The sequence below is a fragment of the Streptomyces sp. NBC_00704 genome, assembly GCF_036226605.1.
Classification (GTDB): Bacteria; Actinomycetota; Actinomycetes; order Streptomycetales; family Streptomycetaceae; genus Streptomyces.
Genome location: NZ_CP109000.1, coordinates 5,992,687 through 6,019,266, shown reverse-complemented (window position 1 = coordinate 6,019,266; position 26,580 = coordinate 5,992,687). Strand labels below are relative to the sequence as shown.

The 26,580-nt window shown below is 70.0% G+C and carries 21 protein-coding genes and 1 pseudogene; 6 read left to right on the top strand and 16 right to left on the bottom strand.

Annotated elements, in window-relative coordinates:
* Positions 1 to 7 precede the first annotated feature (7 nt).
* The 4 genes from dapB to rpsO all read right to left on the bottom strand — a co-directional run bounded on the left by dapB (position 8) and on the right by rpsO (position 5,175).
* The gene (gene dapB / locus OG802_RS26245) at positions 8 to 760 is read right to left on the bottom strand and encodes a 4-hydroxy-tetrahydrodipicolinate reductase (protein ID WP_329414243.1); all 753 of its coding nucleotides are present in this window, start codon (positions 758 to 760) and stop codon (positions 8 to 10) included.
* A 110-nt stretch (positions 761 to 870) separates the two neighbouring features.
* Positions 871 to 2,250 carry a M16 family metallopeptidase gene (locus OG802_RS26240; protein WP_329414242.1) on the bottom strand — a complete coding sequence of 460 codons (1,380 nt, stop codon included), beginning with the start codon at positions 2,248 to 2,250 and terminating at the stop codon, positions 871 to 873.
* Complete coding sequence (locus OG802_RS26235; RefSeq protein WP_069773759.1) at positions 2,247 to 4,466, bottom strand: polyribonucleotide nucleotidyltransferase; 2,220 nt, start codon at positions 4,464 to 4,466, stop codon at positions 2,247 to 2,249. Before OG802_RS26235 ends, OG802_RS26240 begins: the two co-directional genes overlap by 4 nt.
* Positions 4,467 to 4,887: 421 nt before the next feature.
* Entirely contained in the window at positions 4,888 to 5,175 is a 288-nt protein-coding gene (gene rpsO / locus OG802_RS26230; RefSeq protein ID WP_003993372.1) for a 30S ribosomal protein S15, read from the bottom strand.
* 595 nt (positions 5,176 to 5,770) lie between these two features.
* Between rpsO and OG802_RS26225 the strand changes: the two are divergent.
* Positions 5,771 to 6,031 (top strand): annotated as a pseudogene (locus OG802_RS26225) (DUF397 domain-containing protein); the annotation flags it as partial.
* A gap of 106 nt (positions 6,032 to 6,137) precedes the next feature.
* Here OG802_RS26225 and eccD read toward each other — a convergent pair.
* Entirely contained in the window at positions 6,138 to 7,643 is a 1,506-nt protein-coding gene (gene eccD, locus OG802_RS26220) for a type VII secretion integral membrane protein EccD (protein ID WP_443055344.1), read from the bottom strand.
* A 229-nt stretch (positions 7,644 to 7,872) separates the two neighbouring features.
* On the opposite strand from eccD, the gene eccCa reads away from it, so the two are divergent.
* From eccCa to OG802_RS26195, 5 genes are all read left to right on the top strand, one after another.
* Positions 7,873 to 11,853, top strand: a complete 3,981-nt coding sequence (eccCa, locus tag OG802_RS26215) for a type VII secretion protein EccCa (protein ID WP_329414236.1) — start codon at positions 7,873 to 7,875, stop codon at positions 11,851 to 11,853.
* Between the two features lie 186 nt (positions 11,854 to 12,039).
* Positions 12,040 to 12,486, top strand: a complete 447-nt coding sequence (locus tag OG802_RS26210; RefSeq protein ID WP_329414234.1) for a hypothetical protein — start codon at positions 12,040 to 12,042, stop codon at positions 12,484 to 12,486.
* Positions 12,487 to 12,491: 5 nt separating this feature from the next.
* Positions 12,492 to 14,669, top strand: coding sequence for a hypothetical protein (locus tag OG802_RS26205; RefSeq protein ID WP_329414232.1), 2,178 nt, complete (start codon positions 12,492 to 12,494; stop codon positions 14,667 to 14,669).
* Positions 14,670 to 14,691: 22 nt separating this feature from the next.
* Positions 14,692 to 15,333, top strand: coding sequence for a hypothetical protein (locus OG802_RS26200; protein ID WP_329414230.1), 642 nt, complete (start codon positions 14,692 to 14,694; stop codon positions 15,331 to 15,333).
* A gap of 465 nt (positions 15,334 to 15,798) precedes the next feature.
* Complete coding sequence (locus OG802_RS26195; RefSeq protein WP_329414229.1) at positions 15,799 to 16,086, top strand: hypothetical protein; 288 nt, start codon at positions 15,799 to 15,801, stop codon at positions 16,084 to 16,086.
* Between the two features lie 223 nt (positions 16,087 to 16,309).
* On the opposite strand, the gene OG802_RS26190 is transcribed toward OG802_RS26195, so the two are convergent.
* The 11 genes from OG802_RS26190 to eccB all read right to left on the bottom strand — a co-directional run bounded on the left by OG802_RS26190 (position 16,310) and on the right by eccB (position 26,414).
* Positions 16,310 to 16,612 (bottom strand): WXG100 family type VII secretion target, encoded by a 303-nt coding sequence (locus OG802_RS26190; RefSeq protein WP_329414228.1) that lies wholly within the window; start codon positions 16,610 to 16,612, stop codon positions 16,310 to 16,312.
* An 85-nt stretch (positions 16,613 to 16,697) separates the two neighbouring features.
* On the bottom strand, positions 16,698 to 17,036 hold the full coding sequence (locus OG802_RS26185; RefSeq protein ID WP_329414225.1) for a hypothetical protein: 339 nt from the start codon (positions 17,034 to 17,036) through the stop codon (positions 16,698 to 16,700).
* Positions 17,037 to 17,102: 66 nt separating this feature from the next.
* Positions 17,103 to 18,191, bottom strand: coding sequence for a S8 family serine peptidase (locus tag OG802_RS26180; protein ID WP_329414224.1), 1,089 nt, complete (start codon positions 18,189 to 18,191; stop codon positions 17,103 to 17,105).
* A 199-nt stretch (positions 18,192 to 18,390) separates the two neighbouring features.
* The gene (locus OG802_RS26175; protein WP_329414222.1) at positions 18,391 to 20,061 is read right to left on the bottom strand and encodes a hypothetical protein; all 1,671 of its coding nucleotides are present in this window, start codon (positions 20,059 to 20,061) and stop codon (positions 18,391 to 18,393) included.
* Complete coding sequence (locus tag OG802_RS26170) at positions 20,061 to 20,495, bottom strand: hypothetical protein (protein ID WP_329414220.1); 435 nt, start codon at positions 20,493 to 20,495, stop codon at positions 20,061 to 20,063. Before OG802_RS26170 ends, OG802_RS26175 begins: the two co-directional genes overlap by 1 nt.
* Before the next feature lie 200 nt (positions 20,496 to 20,695).
* Complete coding sequence (locus OG802_RS26165; protein WP_329414218.1) at positions 20,696 to 21,235, bottom strand: hypothetical protein; 540 nt, start codon at positions 21,233 to 21,235, stop codon at positions 20,696 to 20,698.
* Positions 21,213 to 22,502 (bottom strand): WXG100 family type VII secretion target, encoded by a 1,290-nt coding sequence (locus OG802_RS26160; RefSeq protein ID WP_329414216.1) that lies wholly within the window; start codon positions 22,500 to 22,502, stop codon positions 21,213 to 21,215. The genes OG802_RS26165 and OG802_RS26160 overlap by 23 nt, the downstream gene beginning before the upstream one ends.
* Positions 22,502 to 22,804 (bottom strand): DUF6317 family protein, encoded by a 303-nt coding sequence (locus OG802_RS26155; RefSeq protein ID WP_329414215.1) that lies wholly within the window; start codon positions 22,802 to 22,804, stop codon positions 22,502 to 22,504. The genes OG802_RS26160 and OG802_RS26155 overlap by 1 nt, the downstream gene beginning before the upstream one ends.
* Entirely contained in the window at positions 22,804 to 23,358 is a 555-nt protein-coding gene (locus tag OG802_RS26150) for an SAV_915 family protein (RefSeq protein WP_329414213.1), read from the bottom strand. The genes OG802_RS26155 and OG802_RS26150 overlap by 1 nt, the downstream gene beginning before the upstream one ends.
* 197 nt (positions 23,359 to 23,555) lie before the next feature.
* The gene (gene mycP, locus OG802_RS26145; RefSeq protein WP_329414211.1) at positions 23,556 to 24,860 is read right to left on the bottom strand and encodes a type VII secretion-associated serine protease mycosin; all 1,305 of its coding nucleotides are present in this window, start codon (positions 24,858 to 24,860) and stop codon (positions 23,556 to 23,558) included.
* 30 nt (positions 24,861 to 24,890) lie between these two features.
* Positions 24,891 to 26,414, bottom strand: a complete 1,524-nt coding sequence (eccB, locus tag OG802_RS26140) for a type VII secretion protein EccB (RefSeq protein ID WP_329414209.1) — start codon at positions 26,412 to 26,414, stop codon at positions 24,891 to 24,893.
* Positions 26,415 to 26,580: the final 166 nt, after the last annotated feature.

Here is a 26,580-nt window from a genome sequence, read left to right as displayed (position 1 = left end):
CACAGACTCAGTTCAGGTCCAGGAAGTGTTCCAGGCCGAAGGTGAGGCCCGGCGTGGACACCACCTTGCGGGCGCCCAGCAGGATGCCCGGCATGAAGCTGCTGTGGTGCAGCGAGTCGTGGCGGACGGTGAGGGTCTCGCCCTCGCCGCCCAGCAGGACCTCCTGATGGGCCAGCAGTCCGCGCAGCCGGACGGCGTGCACGGGGATGCCGTCCACGTTCGCGCCGCGCGCCCCGTCCAGGCCCGTCTCGGTGGCGTCCGGCGCCGGTGCGGTGCCCGCGTCGCGGCGGGCCGCGGCGATGAGCTGGGCGGTGCGCGTGGCGGTGCCGGAGGGGGCGTCCACCTTCTTGGGGTGGTGCAGTTCCACGACCTCGACGGACTCGAAGTAGGGCGCGGCGATCTGCGCGAACTTCATGGTGAGGACGGCCCCGATGGAGAAGTTGGGCGCGATGAGCACGCCCGTGCGGGGGGAGGCGTCCAGCCAGCCGCCGAGCTGCGCGAGGCGTTCGTCGGTCCAGCCGGTGGTGCCGACGACGGCGTGGATGCCGTGTCCGACGCAGAACTCCAGGTTGTCCATGACCGAGGCAGGGGTGGTCAGCTCGACGGCGACCTGGGCGCCGGTCTCCGTCAGCGTCTCCAGCTTGTCGCCGCGGCCGAGGGCGGCCACCAGTTCCATGTCCTCGGCGGCCTCGACCGCCCGGACCGCCTCGGAGCCGATCCGGCCGTTGGCGCCGAGGACGGCCACGCGCAGCTTGCTCATCTCTGTGCTTCCTTACCGAAGATGCCTGCCGGAGGTGCTCACCGGGAGGTGCGTACCGAAGGTGCTTGCGGAGGTGGTGGTGCCTGACGACCCGGCCCGGCCGGGCCGGGTCAGGCGACCGCGTCGTGCAGGCGGGCGGCCTGCTTGTCCTTGAGCGGGCCGATGACCGACAGCGAGGGGCGTCGTCCCAGGATGTCGCGGGCCACCGAACGGACCTCGTCCGGGGTCACGGCGGCGATCCGGGCGAGCATGTCGTCGACCGACATCTGCTCGCCCCAGCACAGCTCGCTCTTGCCGATGCGGTTCATCAGCGCGCCGGTGTCCTCCAGGCCGAGGACCGTGGAGCCCCTCACCTGGCCGATCGCGCGGGCGATCTCGTCGTCCGACAGACCCTGCTCGGCGACCTGGTCGAGTTCGTCGCGGCAGATCTTCAGGACGTCGTGCACCTGTGAGGGCCGGCAGCCCGCGTACACGCCGAACAGACCGCAGTCGGCGAAGCCCGAGGTGTACGAGTACACGCTGTAGGCCAGGCCGCGCTTCTCGCGGACCTCCTGGAAGAGCCGGGAGGACATGCCGCCGCCCAGGGCGGTGTTCAGCACGCCGAGCGCCCAGCGGCGGTCGTCCGTGCGGGCCAGGCCGGGCATGCCGAGGACGACGTGCGCCTGTTCCGTCTTGCGGCCGATCAGCTCGACGCGGCCCGAGGTGCGGATCGCGCGCCGGCCGTCGCGCGGGGCGATGGGCTCGGCGTCGGCGCTCCGGAAGGCGCCGGCCTTGTCGAAGGCGGCGCGGACCTGGCGCACGACCTTGTCGTGGTCGATGTTGCCGGCGGCCGCGACCACCAGGTGGGTGGGGTCGTAGTGCTTCTTGTAGAAGCGGCGGATGCGGTCGGCGGTGAGGGCGTTGACCGTGTCGACGGTGCCGAGGACCGGGCGGCCCAGGGCGGTGTCCCCGAACATCGTCTGCGCGAACAGGTCGTGCACGCAGTCGCCGGGGTCGTCGTCGGTCATGGCGATCTCTTCGAGGATCGCCCCGCGCTCGACGTTGACGTCCTCCTCGCGGATGAGCGAGCCGGTCAGCATGTCGCAGACGACGTCGATGGCGAGCGGCAGGTCGGTGTCGAGCACGCGCGCGTAGTAGCACGTGTACTCCTTCGCCGTGAACGCGTTCATCTCGCCGCCGACCGCGTCTATGGCGGACGAGATGTCCAGCGCCGACCTGCGGTCCGTCCCCTTGAAGAGGAGGTGCTCCAGGTAGTGCGTGGCGCCGTTCAGGGACGGCGTCTCGTCGCGGGAGCCGACGTGCGCCCAGATGCCGAAGGTGGCGGAGCGGACCGAGGGGAGGGTCTCGGTGACGATGCGCAGGCCGCCCGGGAGGGTGGTCTTGCGGACGACGCCGATGCCGGCCGTGCCCTTGATCAGGGTTTGGGTACGGGCGACGGCCCGCGCCTCCGAAGAAGTGCGGGCCGTCGCCTGGGAGCTACTCGACGTCACTTGTCGGAGTCGTCCTTCGTGTCCTCAGCAGCTTCCTCGCCCTCGATCACGGGGATCAGGGAGAGCTTGCCGCGCGAGTCGATCTCGGCGATCTCGACCTGGACCTTGGAGCCCACGCCGAGCACGTCCTCGACGTTCTCCACGCGCTTGCCGCCGGCGAGCTTGCGGATCTGCGAGATGTGCAGCAGACCGTCCTTGCCCGGGAGCAGCGACACGAACGCACCGAAGGTCGTGGTCTTGACGACCGTGCCCAGGTAGCGCTCGCCGACCTCCGGCATGGTCGGGTTGGCGATGCCGTTGATCGTGGCGCGGGCCGCCTCGGCCTGCGAGCCGACCTGGGCGCCGATGTAGATGGTGCCGTCGTCCTCGATCGTGATCTCGGCGCCGGTGTCCTCCTGGATCTGGTTGATCATCTTGCCCTTCGGGCCGATGACCTCGCCGATCTTGTCCACGGGGATCTTGACGGTGATGATCCGCGGGGCGTTGGGGGACATCTCGTCCGGCGTGTCGATCGCTTCCATCATCACGTCGAGGATGTGGAGGCGGGCGTCGCGGGCCTGCTTGAGGGCCGCGGCCAGGACGGAGGCCGGGATGCCGTCCAGCTTGGTGTCGAGCTGGAGGGCGGTGACGAACTCCTTGGTGCCGGCGACCTTGAAGTCCATGTCGCCGAAGGCGTCCTCCGCACCGAGGATGTCGGTGAGGGCGACGTAGTGCGTCTCGCCGTTGATCTCCTGGGAGATCAGGCCCATGGCGATGCCGGCGACGGGGGCCTTGAGGGGCACACCGGCGTTCAGCAGCGACATGGTGGAGGCGCAGACCGAGCCCATGGACGTCGAGCCGTTGGAGCCGAGGGCCTCGGACACCTGGCGGATCGCGTAGGGGAACTCCTCGCGCGTCGGCAGGACCGGCACGATGGCGCGCTCGGCGAGCGCGCCGTGGCCGATCTCGCGGCGCTTCGGGGAGCCGACGCGGCCGGTCTCGCCGACGGAGTACGGCGGGAAGTTGTAGTTGTGCATGTAGCGCTTGCGGGTCACCGGGGAGAGGGTGTCCAGCTGCTGCTCCATGCGGAGCATGTTGAGGGTGGTGACGCCCAGGATCTGGGTCTCGCCACGCTCGAACAGCGCCGAGCCGTGCACGCGCGGGATGGCCTCGACCTCGGCGGCGAGCGTACGGATGTCCGTGACGCCGCGGCCGTCGATGCGCTTCTTCTCCTTGATCACGCGCTCGCGGACGAGCTGCTTGGTCAGGGAGCGGTACGCGGCGGAGATCTCCTTCTCGCGGCCCTCGAACTCCGGCAGGAGCTTCTCGGCGGCGAGCGCCTTGACGCGGTCCAGCTCGGCCTCGCGGTCCTGCTTGCCCGCGATGGTCAGCGCGGAGGCCAGCTCCGGGCGGACGGCGGCGGACAGCGCCTCCAGGATGTCGTCCTGGTAGTCGAGGAAGACCGGGAACTCGCCGGTCGGCTTCGCGGCCTTGGCGGCGAGGTCGGCCTGGGCCTTGCAGAGCACCTTGATGAAGGGCTTCGCGGCGTCCAGACCGGAGGCGACGACCTCCTCGGTCGGCGCCTCGGCGCCGCCCGCGACGAGCTGGATGGTCTTCTCGGTGGCCTCGGCCTCGACCATCATGATCGCGACGTCGCCGTCCTCCAGGACGCGGCCGGCGACCACCATGTCGAAGACGGCGTCCTCGAGCTCGGTGTGCGTCGGGAACGCGACCCACTGGCCGTTGATCAGCGCGACGCGGACGCCGCCGATCGGGCCGGAGAAGGGCAGGCCGGCCAGCTGCGTCGACGCGGAGGCGGCGTTGATCGCCACGACGTCGTACAGGTGGTCGGGGTTGAGCGCCATGATCGTGGCGACGACCTGGATCTCGTTGCGCAGGCCCTTCTTGAAGGACGGGCGCAGCGGGCGGTCGATCAGCCGGCAGGTGAGGATGGCGTCCTCGGAGGGACGGCCCTCACGGCGGAAGAAGCTGCCGGGGATCTTGCCGGCGGCGTACATCCGCTCCTCGACGTCCACCGTGAGGGGGAAGAAGTCGAGCTGGTCCTTGGGGTTCTTGGAGGCGGTGGTGGCCGACAGCACCATGGTGTCGTCGTCCAGGTACGCCACGGCGGAGCCGGCGGCCTGCTTGGCCAGGCGGCCCGTCTCGAAGCGGATGGTGCGGGTGCCGAAGGAGCCGTTGTCGATGACGGCCTCGGCGTAGTGGGTCTCGTTCTCCACTAGCGAATTCTCCTCGTCTTCGTCCCTCGCTGCCCGTGTGGCAGGGGGACGGTTGCGGAGAAGCGCTCCGTGCGGTGCGGGCCGGTCTTCGATCGAAGCACCCGGGATTCTCTGTCCGGGGGCCACTACCGAGGACCGGCGGCGGTGCGGTGCGCTTCTCCTCGTTCGGTGTGCGTGGTGACGTCTACCCGCAGCGGGCACGCGTCATCACGCTGGGTCGTACGTCCTGCGTTGTGCTACCACACTACAAAGCGTGGGTGACACTCCGCACGTTTCCGCGACCGGCAGGGCGTACGACGGACCCTGCCGGTATGAGTCCCGCGGCTGCACGACTCGTGTGAGCCGTGTACGCGGTTGCGAGCCGTGTACAGCAAAAGGGAGCGGTCCCGATGCTGCCGGGAACCGCTCCCCTCACGGCGTCCTACTTGGCGCCCGCCGCACCGCGGCGGATGCCGAGGCGGTCGACCAGCGCACGGAAGCGCTGGATGTCCTTCTTGGCGAGGTACTGCAGCAGGCGGCGACGCTGACCGACCAGGATCAGCAGACCACGACGGGAGTGGTGGTCGTGCTTGTGCGTCTTGAGGTGCTCGGTCAGGTCCGAGATCCGGCGCGACAGCATGGCGACCTGGACCTCGGGGGAGCCGGTGTCGCCCTCCTTCTGGCCGAACTCGGTGATGATCTGCTTCTTCGTAGCGGCGTCGAGCGGCACGCGTACTCCTCGTAGTCTTTTCAGTGGCCACCGAGTGCCCCCGGTCTGTGTCTCGGGGGAGCTTCCGTTACTCGGGAGGCGGGGATCCGCTGAGCGCGACCTCCAGAACCTGAGGCACTGCCTCAGGGCGCTTCCGGGGGTGCGTACACAAACGGCCGAGAGCCAGGGTATCAGGCCGTTCCGCCGGGCTTGTCCGGGACGGCCCGGGGGCGGGCTCGGGACGGGCGGGCGGGCGCCGCGCGGGCGGGCCTCTCGCCGGCGGGTGGCGCGTGGGCGGGGGCCGCGGTGGGGCGGGGGTGTCCCTCTCGCCGGGTGGGGGCAGTGTAGGGGGCGTGATGCCGGGCCGGAACGTAAAGGAGGAACCTCTGAGCTGGGAGAACTGCGGCAAGTAGGGTGACGCCACAGCTCGTTGGCACAGCGGGAACAGAGGGAAGGGTCGGAGCCGATCATGGCGGATGACATGGCCGAAGCCGAGAAGACCGGGCGGGCCGGGCAGGCGGGACAGGCGGGACAGGCCGGGAACGCCCAGCAGGCTGCGCATGCCGGGGGCGCAGGGAACGCCGGGGGCGCCGGGGCAGCCGAGAGCGCGGCGGCCGTCCGGGCACGCAAGGACCGGGAGCGTGACGAGCTCTACGCGCTCGACATCTCCGGCGTCGAGTGGCAGTGCGCGCCGGGCACGGAGCAGCACGAGGAGCGCGTGGAGATCGCCCACCTGCCCGAGGGCGCCGTGGCGATGCGGTCGTCACTCGACCCGGAGACGGTGCTGCGCTACACCGAGGCGGAATGGCGGGCCTTCGTGCTCGGCGCCCGCGACGGCGAGTTCGACCTGGAGCCGGCGCCGGGGGACGGGGGCTGAAGACGGGACGGCGGGAGCCCGTCGCGGTCCGGGTCCTGTGAGGCGGCGCGGAGGTGAGCGGCCGGGACGACGATCGTCACGGCCGCTTTCCGCGTGCGCGAGCGGGTCAGCCGGTCATCGAGCGCGCGGTGGCGTAGACGTCGAAGACGGCCAGCGCCAGCGGCACCAGGGTCAGCAGGACGAAGCCCTCGGCGATCTCCGCGAACCGGCCCCAGAACGGCGTGAGACCGCCGCGGGAGCCGATCAGGCCGATCGAGGTGACGATCGCGGAGGCAGCGGCGATCGCGGCGACGAGCCAGATCGTTCGGAGGTCCAGGCCGGTGCGGTCGCCCGTCAGGGCGGCGTGGACCACCGGGTGGGGCGGGTTCAGCGCCAGACCGACAGCGAGCAGGACGAGGGAGCCGAGGCCCGCGGCCAGCACGGGGGCGACCTGCGCGGTGTAGCGGAAGAGGTGCGCACGCATCAGCAGGGCGATGCCCGTGGCCAGTGCGAGGAGCTGCGCCCAGACGTCGTCGGAGAAGCCGAGCACGGCGCAGGCGCCGACGGCGATCACCGCGCAGCCGCCGACGAGGCCCACCAGGAGTTCGTGGCCGCGGCGGGCCTGGGCGGCGATCCGTTCGGCGTCGACCGGCTCCCGGGGCGTGGGCTCGGCCCCGTACGCGCCGCGCGCGCCGGAGTCCGGGGCGTCGAAGCCGATCGGCAGGCGGGCGAAGCGCATGGACAGGCCGGGCAGGAAGGCCTGGGCTCCCACGCCGACGGGGGCGCACAGAGCGGCCGTCTCGGCGGGGGTCCAGTGCGCGAGGATCGCCGCGAAGGCCGCCGTCATTCCCGTCCCGGAGGCGACCACGAAGGCGACGAAGGGGCCGTCCCCGCGGGGTGAGCACAGGGTGAGCAGGACCGAGGCCAGCAGGACCGCGGCGCAGGCCAGCAGGAACTGGAGCCGGCCGATGCCCTGGCCGTCGGCGAGCGGCAGGAGGCCGGAGCCCGCGACCGCCACGTTGGGCAGCGCGCCGAGACCGAGGGCCACGGCGGAGCCGCGGTCGTCGTAGACGCGGGCCCGGACGCAGGCGAGGGCGACCAGCAGGACGCCGACGACCGCGGCGAGGACGCCGGGCAGGCTGTTCATGTCGTGGCGCGGGTCGCCGTTCCAGGCCACGAAGGCGAGCAGGGCCGGCAGGACGCCTCCGCCCACGAGGCCCGCGGCACGGGTCAGGTGGCCGCTCCACAGGGTGTGCTCGCGGGTCACCGCGGCGGCGACCGCCTCGGAGACGTCGTCGAAGACCGCGGGCGGCAGGGACTCGGAGAAGGGGCGCAGGGTGAGGAGTTCGCCGTCGAGGATGTGCTGGGCGGCGAACGACCGCGAGCTGTCGAGGACGGTTCCGTCCCGGCGGACCAGGTGGTAGCCGACCGGAGCGCCTTCGGCGGGGCTCTGCCGGGCGAGCCTGAGGATCTCCGGGTAGATGTCGGCGACGGGAACGTCGTCGGGCAGCGCCACGTCGATCCGGCTGTCGGGGGCGACGATCGTGACCCGGCAGAAGCCGAGCCCCGTCCCCGCCGTGGCCGCGGCGCCGCGCCCTTCTGCGGTGGCTGCCGCGGAGGCCGCGATACTCACCTGCTGCTCCCCCTCCGTGATGGTTCCGCGTCGACGGTGTGACCGTGCGGTGTGCGGCGTCCCGCTCGGGTGCGTGCTCCGAGCGGCCGCGGTGTGCTCACGCGAACATCCGGCACCCTACCGTCCTCGGGTCGCGGGGGTGGTCAGTAGGATCACGCGGCGGCCTGCGTCCGGCTGACACGGGGTGACGGACGGTATTTCGGGGGCCTCGCAAGAGGATTGGTGAGCAGTGAGCCATATCGTCGTGAAGCGCCCACCACGGGCGCTGCCGTCCGAGGTGCCGACGGACGAGGTCGTCCTGCAGCCTCCGCCGGAGCTGCCACGGGGGCATCAGGAAAGCGTGCTGATGCAACTGCTGCCGACGCTCGGCATGGGCGGTTCGGTGGTCTTCTTCTTCACGAGCGGGCAGCCGTTCATGAAGATCATGGGCATGGTCATGATCGCCTCGACCGTGGCGATGTCGATCGCGATGGTGGTGCGCTTCCGCCGGGGCTCCCAGGGGCAGTTGGCGGACATGCGCCGGGACTACCTGAGCTATCTGGCGCAGACCCGGCGCACCGCGCTCGACACGGCCCGGGCCCAGCGCGACGCCCAGTACTACCTGCACCCCTCTCCGGAGCAGCTGTGGGCCCTGGTCGCCGAGGGCAGCCGGGTGTGGGAACGCAGGCCCGGGGACGAGGACTTCGCCCAGGTCCGGGTAGGGCTCGGCCCGCAGGCGCTGGCGACCCCGCTCGTCGCCCCCGAGACCGGCCCGGTGGAGCAGCTGGAGCCGCTGACGGCGGGCGCGCTGCAGCGCTTCGTCACCGTCCACGGCAGCCTGGACGACCTGCCGATGGCCGTCTCCCTGCGGGCCTTCTACCACGTCACGCTCAGCGGCGACCCGGAGTCGGTGCGCTCGTGCGCCCGTGCCCTGGCCGGTTCGCTGGCCGCGCTGCACTCGTCCGAGGACATGGTCCTCGTCGTCGCGGCCGGGCGGGGGGAACTGCCGCACTGGGACTGGGTCAAGTGGCTGCCGCACGTCCAGTCGTCCGACGCCGTGGACGGGGCGGGCAGCCGCAGGCTCGTCGGCACGGACGTCCGCGGGCTGGAGCAGTTGCTCGGGGCGCGGCTGGCCGGCCGGCCGCGCTTCCATCCGAACGCGGCGCCACTGCCCGACGAACCGCATGTGGTCGTCGTCCTGGACGGTGTCTCCCTCCCTCCGGACTCGGTCCTGGCCAACCCCGAGGGGCTGCAGGGTGTGACGGTGCTGGAGGTCGTCCCCGGTGAGCTCGCGGGAGCGGGAGGCGAGCTGGACATCGTCGTCCAGCCCGGCGCTCTGCGGCTGGAGTCGGCGCACGGCGCCGTCTACGAGGGCACGCCCGACGCCCTCTCGCCGGAGTCCGCGGAGGCGCTCGCCCGGCAGCTCGCCCCGCTGCGCATGGCCTCGGGCGGGGACGACGACGAACCGCTGCTGGCCAACCTGGAGTTCACCGATCTGCTGAACCTCGGGGACGCGGCGGCGGTGGACCCCTCGCGCACCTGGCGGGCGCGTTCGCTGGCCGAGCGGCTGCGCGTGCCGATCGGGGTGGGCGAGGACGGCCGTCCGGTGATGCTGGACCTCAAGGAGGCGGCGCAGGAGGGCATGGGCCCGCACGGCCTGTGTGTGGGCGCGACGGGATCGGGCAAGTCGGAGCTGCTGCGCACGCTGGTGCTGGGCCTCGCGGTCACCCACTCGTCCGAGACGCTGAACTTCGTCCTCGCCGACTTCAAGGGCGGCGCGACCTTCGCCGGCATGGCGCAGATGCCGCACGTGGCGGCGGTCATCACCAACCTCGCGGACGACCTGACGCTGGTCGACCGGATGGGCGACTCCATCCGCGGAGAGCTCAACCGGCGTCAGGAACTGCTGCGGGACGCGGGCAACTACGCCAACATCCACGACTACGAGAAGGCGCGGGCCGCGGGAGCCGCTCTGCAGCCAATCCCCTCCCTGGTGCTGGTGATCGACGAGTTCAGCGAGCTGCTGACGGCGAAGCCGGACTTCATCGAGATGTTCGTGCAGATCGGCCGGATCGGCCGCTCCCTCGGCGTGCACCTGCTGCTGGCCTCGCAGCGCCTGGAGGAGGGCCGCCTGCGCGGCCTGGAGACGTATCTGTCGTACCGCGTGGGTCTGCGCACGTTCTCCGCGGCGGAGTCGCGAGCGGCGCTGGGCGTGCCCGACGCGTACTCGCTGCCGAACGTGCCGGGTTCGGGGTTCCTGAAGTTCGGCACGGACGAGATGGTGCGGTTCAAGGCGGCGTACGTGTCCGGCGTCCACCGGGCGGGCGGGCAGCGGGCGGCGGCCGTCGGCGGGGCGCTCCCGGTGGACCGGCGGCCGGTGCTGTTCACCTCGGCCGAGGTGCCGGTGCGGCACGCGGCCCTGCCGCGGCAGCCGCGTTCCGGGGACGCTCCGGAGGTCGACGAGGCGCTCGCCGACACCGTCCTCGACGTGATCGTGCGCCGGCTCGAGGCGCAGGGGCCCGCGGCGCACCAGGTGTGGCTGCCGCCGCTGGACAGCCCGCCGCCGCTCGACGCGCTCCTGCCCGGTCTCACGGCCGTGCCGGGCCGCGGGCTCACCCAGCCCGGCTACGAGGGCGCGGGCCGGCTGGTCGTGCCGGTCGGCCTGGTGGACAAACCGTTCGAGCAGCGGCGCGACTCCCTCTGGGTGGACTTCTCCGGCGCGGCCGGCCACATGCAGATCATCGGCGGCCCGCAGTCCGGCAAGTCGACGCTGGTGCGCTCGCTGATCGCGGCGTTCGCCCTCACCCACACGCCGCACGAAGTGCAGTTCTACGGACTCGACTTCGGCGGCGGCGGGATGTCGACGGTGGCCGGTCTGCCGCATGTGGGCGGCATCGCCTCGCGGCTGGACCCGGAACGGGTGCGGCGGACGGTGGCCGAGGTGTACGGCGTCCTGAACCGGCGCGAGGAGTACTTCCGCTCGGCCGGGATCCCCTCGATGGCGGACTTCCGGGCCGGGCGGGCGAGGGGCGACATCCCGGTGGCGGACCAGCCGTGGGGCGACGTGTTCCTGGTCATCGACGGCTGGGGGAACTTCCGCGCGGAATACGAGGCCCTGGACCAGATCATCCACGAGATCGCGGCGCGCGGCCTCGGCTACGGCATCCACCTGGTGCTGACCGCGTCGCGGTCGATGGAGGTCCGGTCGGCTCTCAAGGACCACCTGATGAACCGCCTGGAGCTGCGCCTCGGAGACATCATGGACTCGGAGATCGACCGCAAGGTCGCGGCGAACGTCCCGGCGGGCGTTCCGGGCCGCGGCCAGTCCCCGCAGAAGCTGCACTTCATGGCCGCGGTGCCGCGGATCGACGGCCTCACCTCCGACAGCGACCTCTCCGAGGCCACACAGGCGCTGGCCGCCGAGGTCACCCGGCACTGGGAGGGCTCCGAAGCTCCCGAGGTGCGGCTGCTGCCGCGGGAGTTCCCGGCCGCCTCGCTGCCGCCGGGGGGCCGTTTCCCGCGTCGCGGCGTTGCGTTCGCCCTGGACGAGAACGCCCTCGAACCGGTCTTCGTCGACTTCGAGCAGGACCCGTTCTTCCTCGTCTTCGGTGAGGGCGAGTCCGGTAAGTCGAACCTGCTGCGGCTGCTGATCAAGCAGTTGACGGAGCGCTACTCGGGCGACGAGTGCAAGCTGTTCGTCGTCGACAACAGGCGCTCCCTGCTGGACGTGACGCCGTCCTCGCATCTGGCCGAGTACATCCCGATGTCCAACGCCATGGAGCACCACATGGCCGCGCTGGCGGACCTGATGAAGCGCCGCACGCCCACGGCCGACGTCACGGCGCAGCAGTTGCGGGACCGCAGCTGGTGGCGCGGGCCGACGGTGTACGTGGTCATCGACGACTACGACCTGGTGGCGACGTCCAGCGGCAACCCGCTGGCCGGACTGACGGAACTCCTGCCGTTCGCCCGGGACGTGGGCGTGCGGTTCATCATCGCGCGGTCGACGGCGGGCGCGGGGCGGGCGTCGTACGAGACGTTCATGCAGCGCATCAAGGAACTCGGCGCACAGGGCGTGGTGTTGGCGGGCGACCCCGGAGAAGGCGACCTCCTCGGAGGCGTACGGCCTCGTCCGATGCCTGCCGGACGGGGCGTCTTCGTGTCACGCCGGCGAGGGAAGCCGCTGGTGCAGGTCGGACGGGTGCCGGAAGGTACGGATGAGCGGGCGTAGGGGGCAGGCCTGGCCTCGGCCAACACCGGGGCGTGCGGGGCGAGTTGGGGTAAGTAGGGTGAGATGCGTGAACTCACCGGACCCGAGTTCACGCATCCGTCTGCCGGGAGCGGGCGCGGCTCTCCCGTCCGGCAGGCGGACTCACGGGGACACGGGGACACGGGGACACGGGGAAGGGGATCACGCATGGCGTGGGAAGAGTGGGAGCAGGCTAAGGCAGCGGCGGCCGGTCGGCATGCCACCCGGATGCAGCTCAACCAGTACCCGGCCGACCAGGGCGGGGACGGCACGCAGGGCGACCTGGTGGCCGGCCACAAGGATCTGGAGGCGGTCGGCAAGGCGGCTCACGACCTGTTCGTGGACTTCACGACCTACAGCGGGCACGCACGCGTGGCCTCCGCCGCGGCCGCGGGCGGACTCAAGGGTGAGGGTTTCGCGCTGGGCGCGGCCCTGGACCACGTCACGGAGCGCTGGAGCGAACAGACCAGGACCCTGCTGGACGCCTGCGCCCACATCTCCAACCACCTGCGGTTCACGAAGAACCAGCACGCGGCGGACGACTCGTACATCGCAGGCGCGGTCAGCAGCATCGCGACGTTGGACAAGGGTTTCGACGACCGGAAGGGCCACTGACGCCGATGGACCTCGACGCTCTGCGCCACGGGGACTTCTCCAAGCTCGGTGAAGCGGTCACCGACTGGAAGCAGATGACGAAGAATCTCGCGGAACTGCGGAAGGACGCGGAGACCAACCTCAAGGCGAAGGCGGACAAGGCCAAGTGGGCCGGGGTCAACGCCACCGTCTCCCGTGAGTTCATCACCAGGACCGCGGCCGAGTTCGCCGACGCGCACACCCAGGCCGACTCCATCACCAAGATCCTCAGCGACACCCGCGATGAACTCATCGACTACCGGACTCAGTTGAACGACGCGATCAGCCGAGCCGCGGGGCAGCATCTGACCGTGGTCGACACCGGTGAGGGCACGTTCACCGTCGCCGGGAACACCCGGCCCGACTGGGCGTCCGACCCCAGCGGGAAGACCGGTGTGACGGATCAGAAGGTGGTGGACGCCTTCCGCGACGAGATCCAGGGCATCCTGAGCAAGGCGACACAGAGCGACAACAGCGCCGCGAAGGTCCTGCGACTGCTCGTCGACCAGGCCAAGTACGGCTTCGCCGACGCAGCTTACGCGAACCGGGACGAGGCTGCCGAAGCCGTCGCGGCAGCGGAGAAGCTCGCCCGGATGGCCAGGAACCCGGCCGACATGAGCCTCGACGACATCGCCGACTTCAACCGCACGATGGAGAAGTACAACGGCGACGCCCTGTTCGCAGAGCAGTTCGCCACCCGCCTCGGCCCCAAGGGAACGCTTCAGTTCTGGACCGAGATGACCTCGGCGCACGCCGGTGCCAGGGGCACTGAACTGGAGACGATGAAGAGCCTCCAGAACAACCTGAGCCTCACCCTGGCCACGGCGTCCTTCTCGGACTCGGACGCCATGCGGGACTGGAGGAAAGACCTGATCGCCGAACGGAACACCAACTTCCGCGCCACGAACGCGCTCAGCCCGATCGGCGCTCTGGGCTCCCAGGTCATCAGCAGCCTGATGCGGGAGGGGCAGTACGACACGGAGTTCCTGGACGACTACCGGAAGATTCTTTTCAAAAGGGACGAGGTGGGTGGCGAGAACAACACCGACGCCCTGTGGGTCAAGGGCTATGACGCCGTCGACCTCGTCTTCGGCGACGGCAACGGGCGGGACCCGCTGGAGGGACTGTTCGAGGGCCTGTCGCACAATCCCGAGGCGGCGACGCACGCGTTCGACTCCAAGACCGACCTCAACCGCTTGCTGGCCACGACCGCGTACACGGACCGGGGCCCCTCACTCGGGCACGCGCTGGAAGCCGCGGTGACCGGTGTCGGGTTGGGGGACTCGATGGCCGCAGCTCCGCCCCACAGCGAGACCCAGGTCCAGATCATGGCGAACATCATGGAACAGGTGGCGCAGGCCGACGGCGGCGCCGACCTTGTGGGAAGAGGGATGGGCGAGAGTTTCGGGCACATGGCAGCTGCCTATATGCCGGAAATCAGCAGGTCGTTCGGGGGACCGGAGTCCGAGGCGATCTTCCTTTCACCCAGCGACTCCGTCTCGGGACTGCAGCGACCGGAGGTGGCTCGATTCCTGGCAGCAACGTCATTGGATCCGTCCGGAAGAGCAGGAATCGTCTACGGAGAAAGCATCTACACCGGCAGCCTCCTTGACGCGCACTTGGCTGACCCGTCTCTGTACGACGGAGACCGGGACCAGGTTCTTCAGGGCATCGGAAGAAACGCTGGGATCATCGAAGGGATCGTCGGGCATTCGATTGCTGACGCGGACATCGAAAAATCCGTGGAGTCCGAAAAGGCGTACAACGACAGCCTGAAGAACCAAGGAGATTTCTTCAATACCGTGCTCTCGGCCGGAATCGGGTACGGCACCGCCATTCTGACGCCCAGCGGACCGGCAGGTGCCGCATATGCCGGAGGTGGAGGTTTCGTCACTGGTGTCGCCGGCATGGCCGTCGGCCGTCTGCTCGACGGAAGAGAGTTGGACGGCGCTCTGGATGAGGCGATATACCGGAACGGGCAGGATCTCAGCAGGGCCCAGGACTCGGTCAACCAGCAGACGCAATGGTCGACGCAGGACGCCTTGAAGCGTCATCACGTGAATCTCCCGGAAGACGGAACCAACACCCTCGTCCGAAACGCCGTCAACGAGGGCTGGGAATCGAGCAGCAACATTTTGAGAGACAACAAGAAGCTCTCGAACTGAGAAGGATGTCGACACGTTTCCCATGCGCAAGAACACAAAGATCCTGGCACTCGGTGCAGCCACACTGACCTTGGCGATGGGAGGCTGGTTTTCCTATCAGGAATACTTCACGAAGGGGCTCGACAGCCTTCCGGAGAAGGTATGCGATGAAAGCGTGCCGAGGGAGACCGTGATCCGCATCCTCCCGGAGAGCAGATCGGCAGAGGAGGGCTCCGACACCAGTGGCAGCGGAAACGGCTTCATGTACAGCTGCCACATATACGGCGACGGAGACTCGATCCTTTCTGGTGAGGTAAAGATACAGAACTCATCGGTGAAGGGCTGGGAGGATTACTATCAATCTTACGGCGGAAAATCGGGGGCGGCGGCGGAGAAGGTTTCCTTCAATGGAATGCACGCCCTTGCCAGAAGCAATTTCGCGAGCATCTACGTTCCATGCGTTCCCAGCACAACAAAGCCCGGCACAACGTCAGGGAACTACGCGCTGGTATCCGAGGTGCGGGTGATCGGAGAGAGTCGAACCGCGGGGACTGCACTGCATCAGGCGTTGACCGACTTTGCCTACGGGATCACGCAGCACGCGCACAGAGCGGGCAACTGCGGGAGCGACATCACATTCCCGACCCAACCCCCTCGCTTCGAAGAAGACCAGACCGGCCGCTGATCGCCCACGCGAAGGGCCCGCAACGCCGTCAACCAGGGGTGGGACGGCGCCCGTGAGTTGTTGCACCGCACGAAGGAGCGGCCCCAGTGGTGAACAAGTCGACATGGAGCCACGCAAGAATCGCCACATGGGAGTGCGGGAAGGGCCTCGTGCTCTGCCTCGTGGTCCTGAGTCTCCTGGGCGGTGCCGCTTGGCTGTTCTTCATCAAGGGCCTGTACATGCTCCCGGAGAAGATGGTGCGACGGCACACTGGAGCGGAGCGTGGTCACTCGGGTTCTGCCGAACGCGCGATCGGCGGACGAGGGTTCCCACAGCAGAGGCGTCGGAGCCGGCCTCTCCTTCTCCTGCTATGTCACCACGAGCAACGACTCGGGGATCTCCGGCGAAGCGCGCGTACAGGCCGCTTCCAGCCAGGAATGGCTCAAGCACTATCGGGAAACGGGTGGCAATAAGAAGGTCATTCGCATGTCTGCAGGTGCCGTCGAGGCTCTGGCGCAGATCGACTCGGAAAACGGCACCGCATCCGTTTATGTGCCCTGCACTCCGCCCGCCGTCCCCGAGTACAACGCCTCCGAGCCCTATGCGGTGATCGGTGAGGCCCGTGTCGACGGAGGCACGGACATCACGGGCAGACCGCTGCGGCAGACCCTGACCGACTTCGCCTACCGGCTCACCGAGCACGCGTACGAACTGGCCGAGTGCAAGGACGCCCGTGATTTTCCCGAGGAACTGCCTCGCTACGAGGACAACTGACGACGGACGCGGAGATCGTCGGGCGCTTCGACGGATGCGGGTGGTGCAAGGTCCTTCGCGGGCAAGAGGTCGAGCGTTTCTGACGACTCGGCTCCCAGCCGACAGCCGAACTGCCTTCGGACGCGAGCTTCCCGACGGCGCGAGACGGCGCGGGGTGGGCACCTCCCGTGCGTGCCCACCCCGCGCCTGCCTTGGTGACCGGTCTGGTCCGGTCCGGTCCGGGTCAGAGGAAGTAGCCGGCCGCCTTGAGGTCGCCCCCGCGGTAGTCACCACTGGCCTCGGTGACCCGGTGGCCGATGGCGAGAAGCGCCGCGTGGATGGCCGCGGCGTCCTTGTCCCAGTCGGCCATCTTGGTCTGGAAGGCTCCGGCGGCCTCGCCCTCCCAGCCCGCGGCGACCTGCTGCACGGCGGCCTTCAGGGCCGCCAGGTCGTCCTCGAGCTTCTTGGCCTGGTTGCCCAGCTCGGTCGTGATCGCGTCGAGACCGCCGTACTTAACGGCGAGCTCGTCATAGTGCACGTTGACCATGGGTTACTCATCTCTAGGTAGGAGTGCGGGCCGTGACGGCCCCGGTGCTGGAGAGAGAGCCGGTCCGGTCGACCGGCTGCGCGGATCAGTAGCTGTGGAGAGCCGAGTGGGCCCCGCCGTACTGGACGTCGATGCTCTTCATGGTGGCGAGCACCTGGTCGTCGGTGTGCGAGGAGAGCTTGCGGGTCTCGTTGATGTTCTCCAGGAACCAGGCCAGCAGCCCGCCGATGTGCTTGACCTTCTCGTTGATCTCGGTCTGCTTCGCGTTGAAGGCGCCGGCACCGATGCCCTTCCAGTGCACCTCCATCGTGTCGAGCGTGCCCTGGAGGCTGCTGAGCTGGCCCTTGATGGACTCGTACCGCTCGACGATCTCCTTCTCGAGCTTGATTACCTGACTGTCACTGAGCCGCTGCCCATCTGCCATTTCGGGACGTCCCTTCGTGATGTTCCGCTGCTGATTCGGGTTCTTTCATGACGCGCTCGCGGGTTGTCAGGCGGCGCGCCTCCTGCGTACCACCGCGAACACACCGCCGCCGATCGCCGCGACGAGAACCGCGCCGAGAACGCCGTACCACTGGGTTGTGCTCCCGGAGGAGTTCGCACCGGTTTCCGCGACGCTTTTCGGGGGCTGCGACGAGGTGGAGGCGGAGGGAACCGGAGAGGCCTGGGCGGCCGGGGTGTCGCCGGTGACACCTGCCGCGTTTTCCTTCGCGAGGGGGTCCGTGTCGGCCGGTCCGGGGTTGAAGTCGCTGTTCTCCAGAACCTTACGGGGGCGGATCAGGCCGTATCCGAGGTAGGTGCTCGGGTCGTCCTTGGCCCAGTCGCGTCCGGCGGTGTCGATGAGGCTGGCGAGGACCTGGTTGGCGGTCCACTTGGGGTGGGCGGACCAGATGAGGGCGGCGGAGGCGGAGGCGATGGCTGTGGACATACTCGTTCCCCCGCTGAGGCAGTACGAGCGAAATGTCTTGTCACACCATGTGGGTACACGCAGCCCGGGAGCCGCCAGGTCGACGTAGTTCCCGTACTCCGAGAACTTGCCGACTTTACCGGATTCATCCGACGCGGCCATGCCAACCACATACGGGAAAGCGGCCGGATACCCTATCGAATTATCCTTTTCGGCGTCGTTTCCCGTGCCGGCGATCATCAACTTGCCCTTGGACTGGGCGTATTTAATCGCCGCGTCCATGGCCGGATAGGCAACTTGACCACCATAGGACATGTTGATGATTTGGGCATCACTGTCGGCAATGGCCCTGATAACCGCTTCTTCGGTGGGCGCCTTTTCTCGTTCGGTCTTGCTGTCGAGGCCCTTGAGCGAGATCCGGTAGGGAACGATCTTCGCCCCGGGGGCAAGGCCCTTCAGCCCGCCGCCCGCTCCAGTACCGGCGATGAGTTCGGCCATGGTCGTCCCATGACCCGTGTAGTCATCGGTGGCCTTGTAGCCGACGCCCTTCGACACATCGCCGACGAGCACCTGCCCCTTGAGCGAGGGGGTAGCCGGGTTGACTCCCGTATCGACGACGGCCACCTTCACACCCTTGCCGGTGCTCACCTTCCACATCTCATCGGCCTTCATGGCTGACAGGTACCACTGCTGGGACTGAGCGTCGGCTGCCGTCGCCTCGGGAGCCAGACCCGCAGACAGGACGACCAAGGCACCGAGCGCTGAACAGACGGCGGACACCCGTCCCCTGTTTCGTCCTGAGAAGGGCGTGCTCCGCCCGCGTCGACTGATCCCTGACACCATGCCTCTGTCTGTCCTCGCTCTTGTCCGGTCAGTCGGTCGAAGATTCGTCACGGCGCTCATCACGGCGTGAACGCCTGTCGTCGGAACGCTGGTTGCCCCTGGCGCCGCGCGTGATGCCCGCGCCGCCCGGCGTGGGCCGGCCGTTCCCGGATCCCGGCGTCCGTCCCTTCGGCGTTCCGACCACCCCATCAGGATTGGCGACGGGGCGACGCGCTTCCTGCCCCGCTCCCTTTGTTGAGGCCGGGGCCCCGATCACCCCCCGTTGGCCGGGATTTGCGCCCGCGCCGGGCCGGGTGGGCGCAACCTGACCGCCGACCACCGTTCCACGTGGCACCTTTGCGCCGTTGGCTCCAGACGCGGCTCCAGTGATCGGCTTTCCGCCGACAACGCCATTGGCGGGACGACCGGCACCGGTGCGGCCGGGCCCGGCGCCCATGCCGTTCACGGGACCGCGGGGCGCACCGCCGGCTTGGCTCGCCGTCGGTCCGCCGGTCCTGGGCATGCCTCCGACCACCCCTCGTCCCATGGGGGCGGCGGTGCGGCCGCCTGTCTGAGCAGTGCCACCGGCCCTCCCCATCGGCCCCACGGGCCCGGTTCCCGTGCGGCCCGTTGTACCACCGACTCGGCCCTGCGCCGAGGCCGGGCCCTTCGCTCCGGGCCCACCGCCGAACACTGCCGCACGCCCAGCAGGCCCTCGCAGAGCGGCCGGCACTCCGACGGGCTTGACCGGAGGCGTTGTTCCGACAGGAGTGACGGCGGGACCCGTCGATGTCGGCGCGGTGGGCGCCGGCTTCGTCGTCTCCAGGGGCGGCAGGGCACCGACGCTGTCGATCTCCGTGCCCACATGCTGTTCGGGAGTTCTGATCGAGTCGTCCACGCTCTTGTGGGACGACAACGTCTCGCCCGAACGGGGCCGCCCTGTCCCGGAATCCACCGAATCCCTTCGAGTCGTCGCCGAATCAGTCAATGGAGAGAGGGACTCGCGCGTGGATAGTGGCGTCTTCGGAGGGTCGTATCCCGGCGGCGGTTCCGGTACCCCCACGCTCGGCATTTCCGGGAACACCGGCTCCTTCGCCAGTTCCATCATTCCGCTCGACACCGTGTAGAACGACGCCAGTCGGTACATCTGGTTGATCGCCTCTTGGCGGTCCTTCTCGGCCTTGACCGCCGCCGTGTACTCCGCGTTGCCCTCGACCTGCTGGGGCGTCGGGATGTCGTCGACCTTCTTGGGGACGAGGCGGCTGTCGCGCGGGGGCATCGACTTGCGTACGGAGGCGAGGCCGGAGCTCGCGGCCAGGACCTGGGTGCCCACGTCGTCGGTGTAGGTGGCCAGCTCCAGTGCCGTGGTGGTGAGGTTCATGCCCCAGGTGTAGAAGGCGGTGTGCGCCTCGCCCTTCCAGTCGACGTCGCCCAGATTGCGGCTGAGTTCGTCGGCGGCGTCGCTGATGGCGTCCCGGGCGTCGACGAGGGCCTTGGCGGCGCTCTCCAGCGTCTCCGGGCTCGCCCCCTCGACGATGTCGATCATGGTGTTGAGGTCGTAGCCCTCGAAGCTGGTCTTGCCGAAGCCGCCGGGACTGCTGAGCATCCCGGGGCTGATGGCCACGGCCTTGTTCACGGCGTCGTCCACGCCGCTGTTCTGCTGGGTCGCGTCCTGGCGTTCGGCCTGGTAGTGGTCGGGCTTCTTCTTGCCGCCGCTCATCAGTACCCCGCGTCCGTGTGGTCGGCGTCGTTGGTCCGCTTGATCTGCGGGTTGAGCGCCTCTTCCCGGTCCCGGTTCACCTCGGTGCGGATCTCGTGGAACCGGTAGCGCAGGTCGGCTTCGAGGTTGTCGAAGGTGACGTCCACGCCGTGCACGGCGATCTGCATGGCCTCCAACTGGAGCCCCAGCGACCTGGAGAGCGCCGTGATGCGCTCGTGCACGCGCGCGTACTGGAGGTGGAGCGCCTTTGCCTCAGGAAAGTGTCCCGCGCCGAACGTGGTCTCCGACAGGCTGTGGTCCCCGACCTTGGCCGAGCCGCCCGCGCTTTTCTCGAAGGCCGTAAGCAGGTCGTCCACCCGCTTCTTGAACGTCGAGAGCGCCATGTAGCCGCGCCGGACGTCGGCGGCGCCCCCACCCAGATCCGCAGGAATCACTGCAGCCCATCTCCCCGTTGTTCGCTGCCCGTCCCGAGCAGCTCATCCGCGCCTTTCACGTGTTCATGATTGCGACACGACCACTCTAATGACTCCCACTGACAGCCCCAACTGCCCTGTACAACAACCCTGCTGTGGATTCGAGCACACTCGGTTCATTGGGCGCGGAACGCCGTATAGCGGCCATGACGCCTGGACCGTCATGTTCCGATCGTTTTCGTCTGCAACCAACGCCGCGCCCCCGCCTCGCCCGGATACTCGCGGACGGTGAGCATGGCCACGCACCAGCCGACGCCCCACGCGACGATCGCCGGCAGTACGGGGGCCGCGATCAGCAGGGGGATCACGGCGGCACGGGCCAGTCCGGTGGCACGGCTGGTCTCGCCGCGCCTGGCGTTCTCCGTCTGCCGCGGGGTGGGCGGGTCGAGGAGCTTGGCGCGGTGATCCCGGCGCTGCTTCCTCCACCCCCACCCGACGGCCACGACCGACGCGGCTGCCTGCGCCCCGTCCCACACCGTGCGCGCGGTCGCGGGCAGGTCGCTGCGAGGAACGCCCAGGTAGAGCCTGAGCGTGAGGTAGCAGACGAAGGCGAGGACGGACAGGAGCAGGACGGCCGTCCAGGCGCGGCGCGCCCAGTAGCGGGCGCCGCGCTCGTGCCATGTGGTGCCGAGTCCCGGCAGGGCCGGGACCGCAACCGCGGCCCCGGGAGCGGGAACGTCAGAAGATGCTCTTGATGCCATGCCAGACGTCATCCTTGAGTCGTACGAAGTCGTCCCCGGTCTCGGACAGGACGTCGCCGGTGCCGTGCAGCACCCCGCCGACCACTCCGTGGTCGTGGATGTCCTCGCTCCAGTGCTCGTGGAAGGAGTGGTCGATGATGCCGGTGGCGCCGATCACCACCAGCCCGCCGCCCACGGCCACGGCCGCGACGGGGGCTTCGACGGGCAGGGCGGCCACGACCCCGGCCGTGACGGCGGTACCGGCCACCAGGCCGGCGACGTTGGCGCCGCCGTCGACGGCCACCGACTTCTGCCACGACCAGCCCTTGTCGTGGTCGTCGGAGGCCTCGAGGATCCCGCAGGCGCCGGCCGCCGCGACGTCCAGGACCGGGATCTCCTTGAGGAAGTCCGGCAGTTTCTCCAGGCTCCGGCCCGCGCGGAGGGCGTCGGCGGCGTCGGCCAGTTTGACGTTGAGGGCCCGGTCGTAGGGCAGTGCGGTGCTGCCGTGCTCGGCGCGGGCCATGGCCTCCTCGAGCGAGTCCACCTTCATGACCGCGTCGGCGTACGCGCTCTTGGCCGGGAGGTCGTGGGGCAGGGCGCGGCCCGCTTTGCGGAACGCCTTCCGCTCGGCGCGCAGTTCCTTCTTGGCCGCCTTCTCCTCCGCTTTCGCGTCGTCGATCTGGGTGCGGGCCTTCGCTCCCCCGGCCCGCGCGTCCTCGGCGTCGTAGGCGTACAGCCCGCGCAGATAGTCGGCGAGGGTGACCTTGTCGCCGGTCGAGGCGGGCGCCGTCACCTGTGCGTACAGTCCTCGCAGCTTGTCCGCCGCCACCAGTCGGGCGTGCTGAGCCGTGTGCAGCACCTCCTGGCGTACCCGGTCGTACTCGCCCATCGCGGAGATCGTCTGCCGGTCCTGCGCACTCGGCGGGTTCGCGGTCACGATGGCCCGGGGCACGCCCGCCGCCGTCATGGGCACGCCCTTGCGGGTCGCCACGTGCTCGGCGTTCTGCAGGGCGGTCTCGCAGGCGGTGAGAGCGTCGGCGAGGTCGGAGAGGATCTCCCCCGCGTCGTGCACGAGACCGGCGAAGGCGCCCGCCGTCAGCGCGTCCTCGCTCCAGGCGGCCCGGAAGGCCTCGGCGGCCTCGCCCTTCCAGGCCGCGTCGCCGACGAGCGCCTCGACGGCCCGGCTGACCGGGGTGACGACGTCGTCGAGCTTGTCCTTGGCGTTCTTGTACGTCTCGGCCATCGTGCGCAGTCCGCCGATGTCGCCGCCCACCCAGCTGTCGGCCATCAATCGTCCCCCGTCATCAGGTCCTCGAAGAGTCCGTGGACGTCGATGTCGTGCCGCCGGAAGGAGTCGCGGGCGTACGCCACCTTGTCGCCGTGGTCGTCGAGACGGTCGGCGAAGCCGATGTGCAGGGCGACGATGAGGTCGGCGACCTCCTTGAGGGCGTGGTCGAGCCCCGGGTCGCCGCCGCTGACGAGGGGCGGGGCGACGTCGGCGTGCAGCTTGCGGTAGGTGACGGCTTCGTCGTGGAAGGTCTGGGACATCGAGGTGAGGTCGGCGAGGACGGCCTTGAAGTCGGGCGGCATCAGCGCACCTCCCGGGCGTAGGCGGCCAGGTCGTCCGGTCGCCAGTTGTGGTGTCCGGGGGCGACGTGCGGGTCGAGGAGGACCGTGCCGTCGTGTGCGGCGACGGCCTCCGCCAGAGGACCGATCGAGGTGGCGACCCAGGGCTGCGCCTCGCCCAGTGCGGCGACGAGCCGCTCGCGCGTGGTGAAGGCGAACGCCACCGCCCCCGTCCCCGCTGTGGTCACGGTTTCCGTTGCCGCCGCCGGGTGCGCGAAGAGCTCGTACGCGATGAAGGGCGTCCGGGCCGGGCGGCCGTCTGGGCCCGTCACGTCGGCGTACCGGGGATGGGCCGGGACGAACACGGGGGTGTGGTAGGCGGGCACTCCGGGCTGCGGGCCCTTGGGCGCGGACCGGGCCGCTTCGGCGTCGGCGTCGGCGTCGGCGGGTCCCGCGTAGTCGAGGAGGCGTGATCTCGCGCTGCGCGGTCCGGGCGTCGGCGCGGGCTCCGGTGGCGCACCGGTGGGCGGCTCTGCCTCGACGTAGTCGAGCAGGCGTGAACGGATGGGTGTGCCCACCGCCGTCTCCTGTTCCCCGTGGACCTGCGGATCTGCGGATGCGTGGATCCGCGGATGCGTGGTGGCACCACCGTAGCCAGGGACGTTTCCGGTAAGTCCCCCCATGTCAGGTTGACGTGTCCCGAGCATGCGGAACCCATACGGGTGTTTGGCCGCGGCCACATCAGGACTTGACCGCGAGATGACCCGGTGGGCGCCTATCGTGCCCGGCCGGCGCCGCCCGCATCCGCCCGTTCCGCGGCTCGCCGAGTCCGCCGCCGTGCGTCCCTGAGGGCCACCGCAGCGCCGCCGAGGCCCGCGACCAGGACCGCCGCCGCCACGACCACGTACGTGGCGAGACGGGCGTTGCGCTCGTCGGGGGTCTCACCGATCCGGAACTTCGCCGGGGACGGCGCCCGGACCTGGCCCATGCCGTCGCGGGGAGTCGGCGACTCCACGGGCCGGTCGTCGTCCGTGAGGGCGCGGACGGGGTCGACGACACCCCATCCGACCAGCCGGTCGTGGCCCGCGATGGTGCGTTCCGCGGTCTGTTCGATCCGGGCGACGATCTCTTGCGCTGTCCAGTCCCGGTGCCTCGCCTTGAGCAGCGCCGCCACACCGGCCACGTAGGGCGCCGAGAAGCTCGTCCCGTTGTCGGAGCAGTGGCCGCCCTTGGGAACGGTGGAGACGATGTCGACGCCCGGGGCGGCCACACCGACGAAGTCGCCGGACTGGGAGAAGGAGGCGCGCTCGTTGTTGCGGTCCGAGGCGGCGACCGCCAGGACGCCGGCGTAGGACGCCGGGTAGGTCTTCTTGACGTTGCCGCCGACGCCGTCGTTGCCCGCCGAGGCCACCACAACGACCTTGCGGGCCAGAGCCTCGTCGACGGCCCGCTCGAGGTCGTCGGAGGGCTTGACCGCGTCGGACGTGTCCTGGGAGATGTTGATGACGCCGGCCCCGGCCTGGACGGCGTACCGGATCGCTCTGGCCAGCGACTCGGTGTCGCCGTGGCCCTCCGCGTCGTTCTGCTGGACGGGGATGACGGTGGCCGCGGGGGCCAGTCCCACGAAGCCGGTGCCTTCGAGGGGGCGGGCCGCGATGATGCCGGCGACCTTAGTGCCGTGGCCGACCGTGTCCGTCGTGCCGTTCTCGTTCCCCCGCTCGATGGGGTCGCCCTCGTCGTCCTTGAGGTTCTTCGGCAGGAGGTTGCGGCCCGCCTTGACGTCGACCGCCGCGGTGAGCTGAGGGTTGGTCACGTCCACGCCCGTGTCGATGACGGCCACCCGGACTCCCTCGCCCTTGGACCGGCTCCACAGCTGGTCGAGGAGGACGCGTTGCAGGGCCCAGGGGCGGCCAGGGTACTCGCCGTTGGGGAAGGTGCACTGGTCCGAGTAGGGCAGCTTGCCGGCCGCGGCGGCCGGGGGTGCGAGGGCCGTGGCCGTCGTGAGCAGCGCGCCGGCCACGGCGAGCGCGGTGCGCAGCAGCGCGGCCCGGCCGGGCGTCGTGACCGCAGGGAGCGCCATCGGTGTACGGGGCACCTTCGTCCCTTCCACTCAGGAGCCCTGGGGCTGGCGGGCCGCCGCTGTGGACAGGCGCGGTCCGGTGGGCAGGAACTCCGACCACGCGACGGGGATCGGCGCCGCGTCGACGTCCTTGTAGCCCAGCAGGGTCTGGGCCTGCCGGGCCTCCTGCTGGAGCTGTTCACGCTTCTTCGCGTTCGTGCCGATGCCGGCGTCGTCCGTCGCGCTGTCGCCGTTGGACTGCAGGACGTACCGCAGGCCCGTGTCCGTGACGAGGAAGACCGGGCCGACCCCGGTCTCCTGGCCCTGGAACTGGCGGTAGAGCTGGCCGGAGCCGGGCGTGACGTACGCGCTGGAGGAACCGGTGGGAAGTTCGGCCGGGAAGTCGGTGCCCGCCCAGGTGCTCAGGGTCGTCGCGCCCGTTCGGGCGTTCACGCCGCGCAGGACGTTGCAGACCGTGCTGCGGCCGCCCGTGTCCCGCGAGGCCTCGTTGACCGGCGCGGGGTCCCCGGTGGGCCAGTGGTGCTCGGTGCCGAACGCCTGCCCCGGCACGATGGCGCCGGGGCTGATCTCGCGCGCGTGGCCGGCCTGGCCGAGGGGCGCCAGCTCCTTGCTGAAGAGCAGGAGCTGCGCGACGAAGGCGGACACCGGAGCCACGCGGTCGCTCAGCACGACGTAGTACTGCTGGGTGTTGTTGTCGAAGGCCTTGAGGACCGTGCCGATCTTGCCGGCGTCTCCCTCCAGCCGGCCCGGCGCCGTGGTCGCGGCGCCCGGCCGGCCGGGGACGTCCGGGAAGGCGATCGGGTCGCCCCGGTGCAGGGTCGCCAGCCATTGCGTGGACACCCGCTGGGGTTCCCGGCCGGAGCCGACCACGGCGCGCAGCAGCAACTCGTCGCCCTTGTCGACCTGGTAGGCCGTGCCGGCTGCGTCCACGACGTAGCGGGTGCCGGCCGGGTCGCTCACGTAGAGCAACTGCCCGCCGTGCAGGCGGTTCGCGCCCTCGGTCGCGTCCTTCTCACGGGACGCCAGGACCAGCGCCGCCCGCTGCACGGACGCGCCGCCCGCGCCGGGCCGCTCGCAGACCGCCCAGCGCTTGGCGGTGCCCGCCTCCGAGGCGGGCGGCAGCCGGTCGGGGGCGTACGGGATGCCGACGGTGACACCGTGCGGGATCTTGCCGCTGTCCAGGACGGACTCCGAGACGGTGACCACCTCGCCCTGCCCCTCGTCGAGGAGGAGCCTGGCGGATGCCATGTTCAGGACCGGGTGCAGCTGGACCTGCTTCCCGGTCTTCAGGACGACGTAGCGGGTGGTCGACTTGCTCGCGACGATCACCTTGGCGTTGGGCGCGTCCCAGCCCTTGGGCGCGGTCGGCTTGAACATGCCCCACGCCCCGAAGACGGCCATGACGACGACCCCCACGACGACGCCCGGCAGGATCGCGCGCAGCGGGCGTGGCGCCCCCTCTTCCGAACCGTCGGGCGAGGACTGCAGGAAGGCCGCCAGCATGCGGCGCTTCGCGAAGGTGTAGGCGTTGAGCTGATCCCGCCGAGATGCCATCTGTGCCCGTCTCTCCCCGTTTTCCGGCCGATCCTCGTGAGCCTCGGCACGGTGCCCCGGTACCGCATCCTCGATGTCAGAGCGGCCACCTACTATGCCTGGTGACCGTGGGGACTTGAGGAGCGGGTAGGGTTCCCCGGCCGTCGAGTGCCCGGTGCGGTGCCGC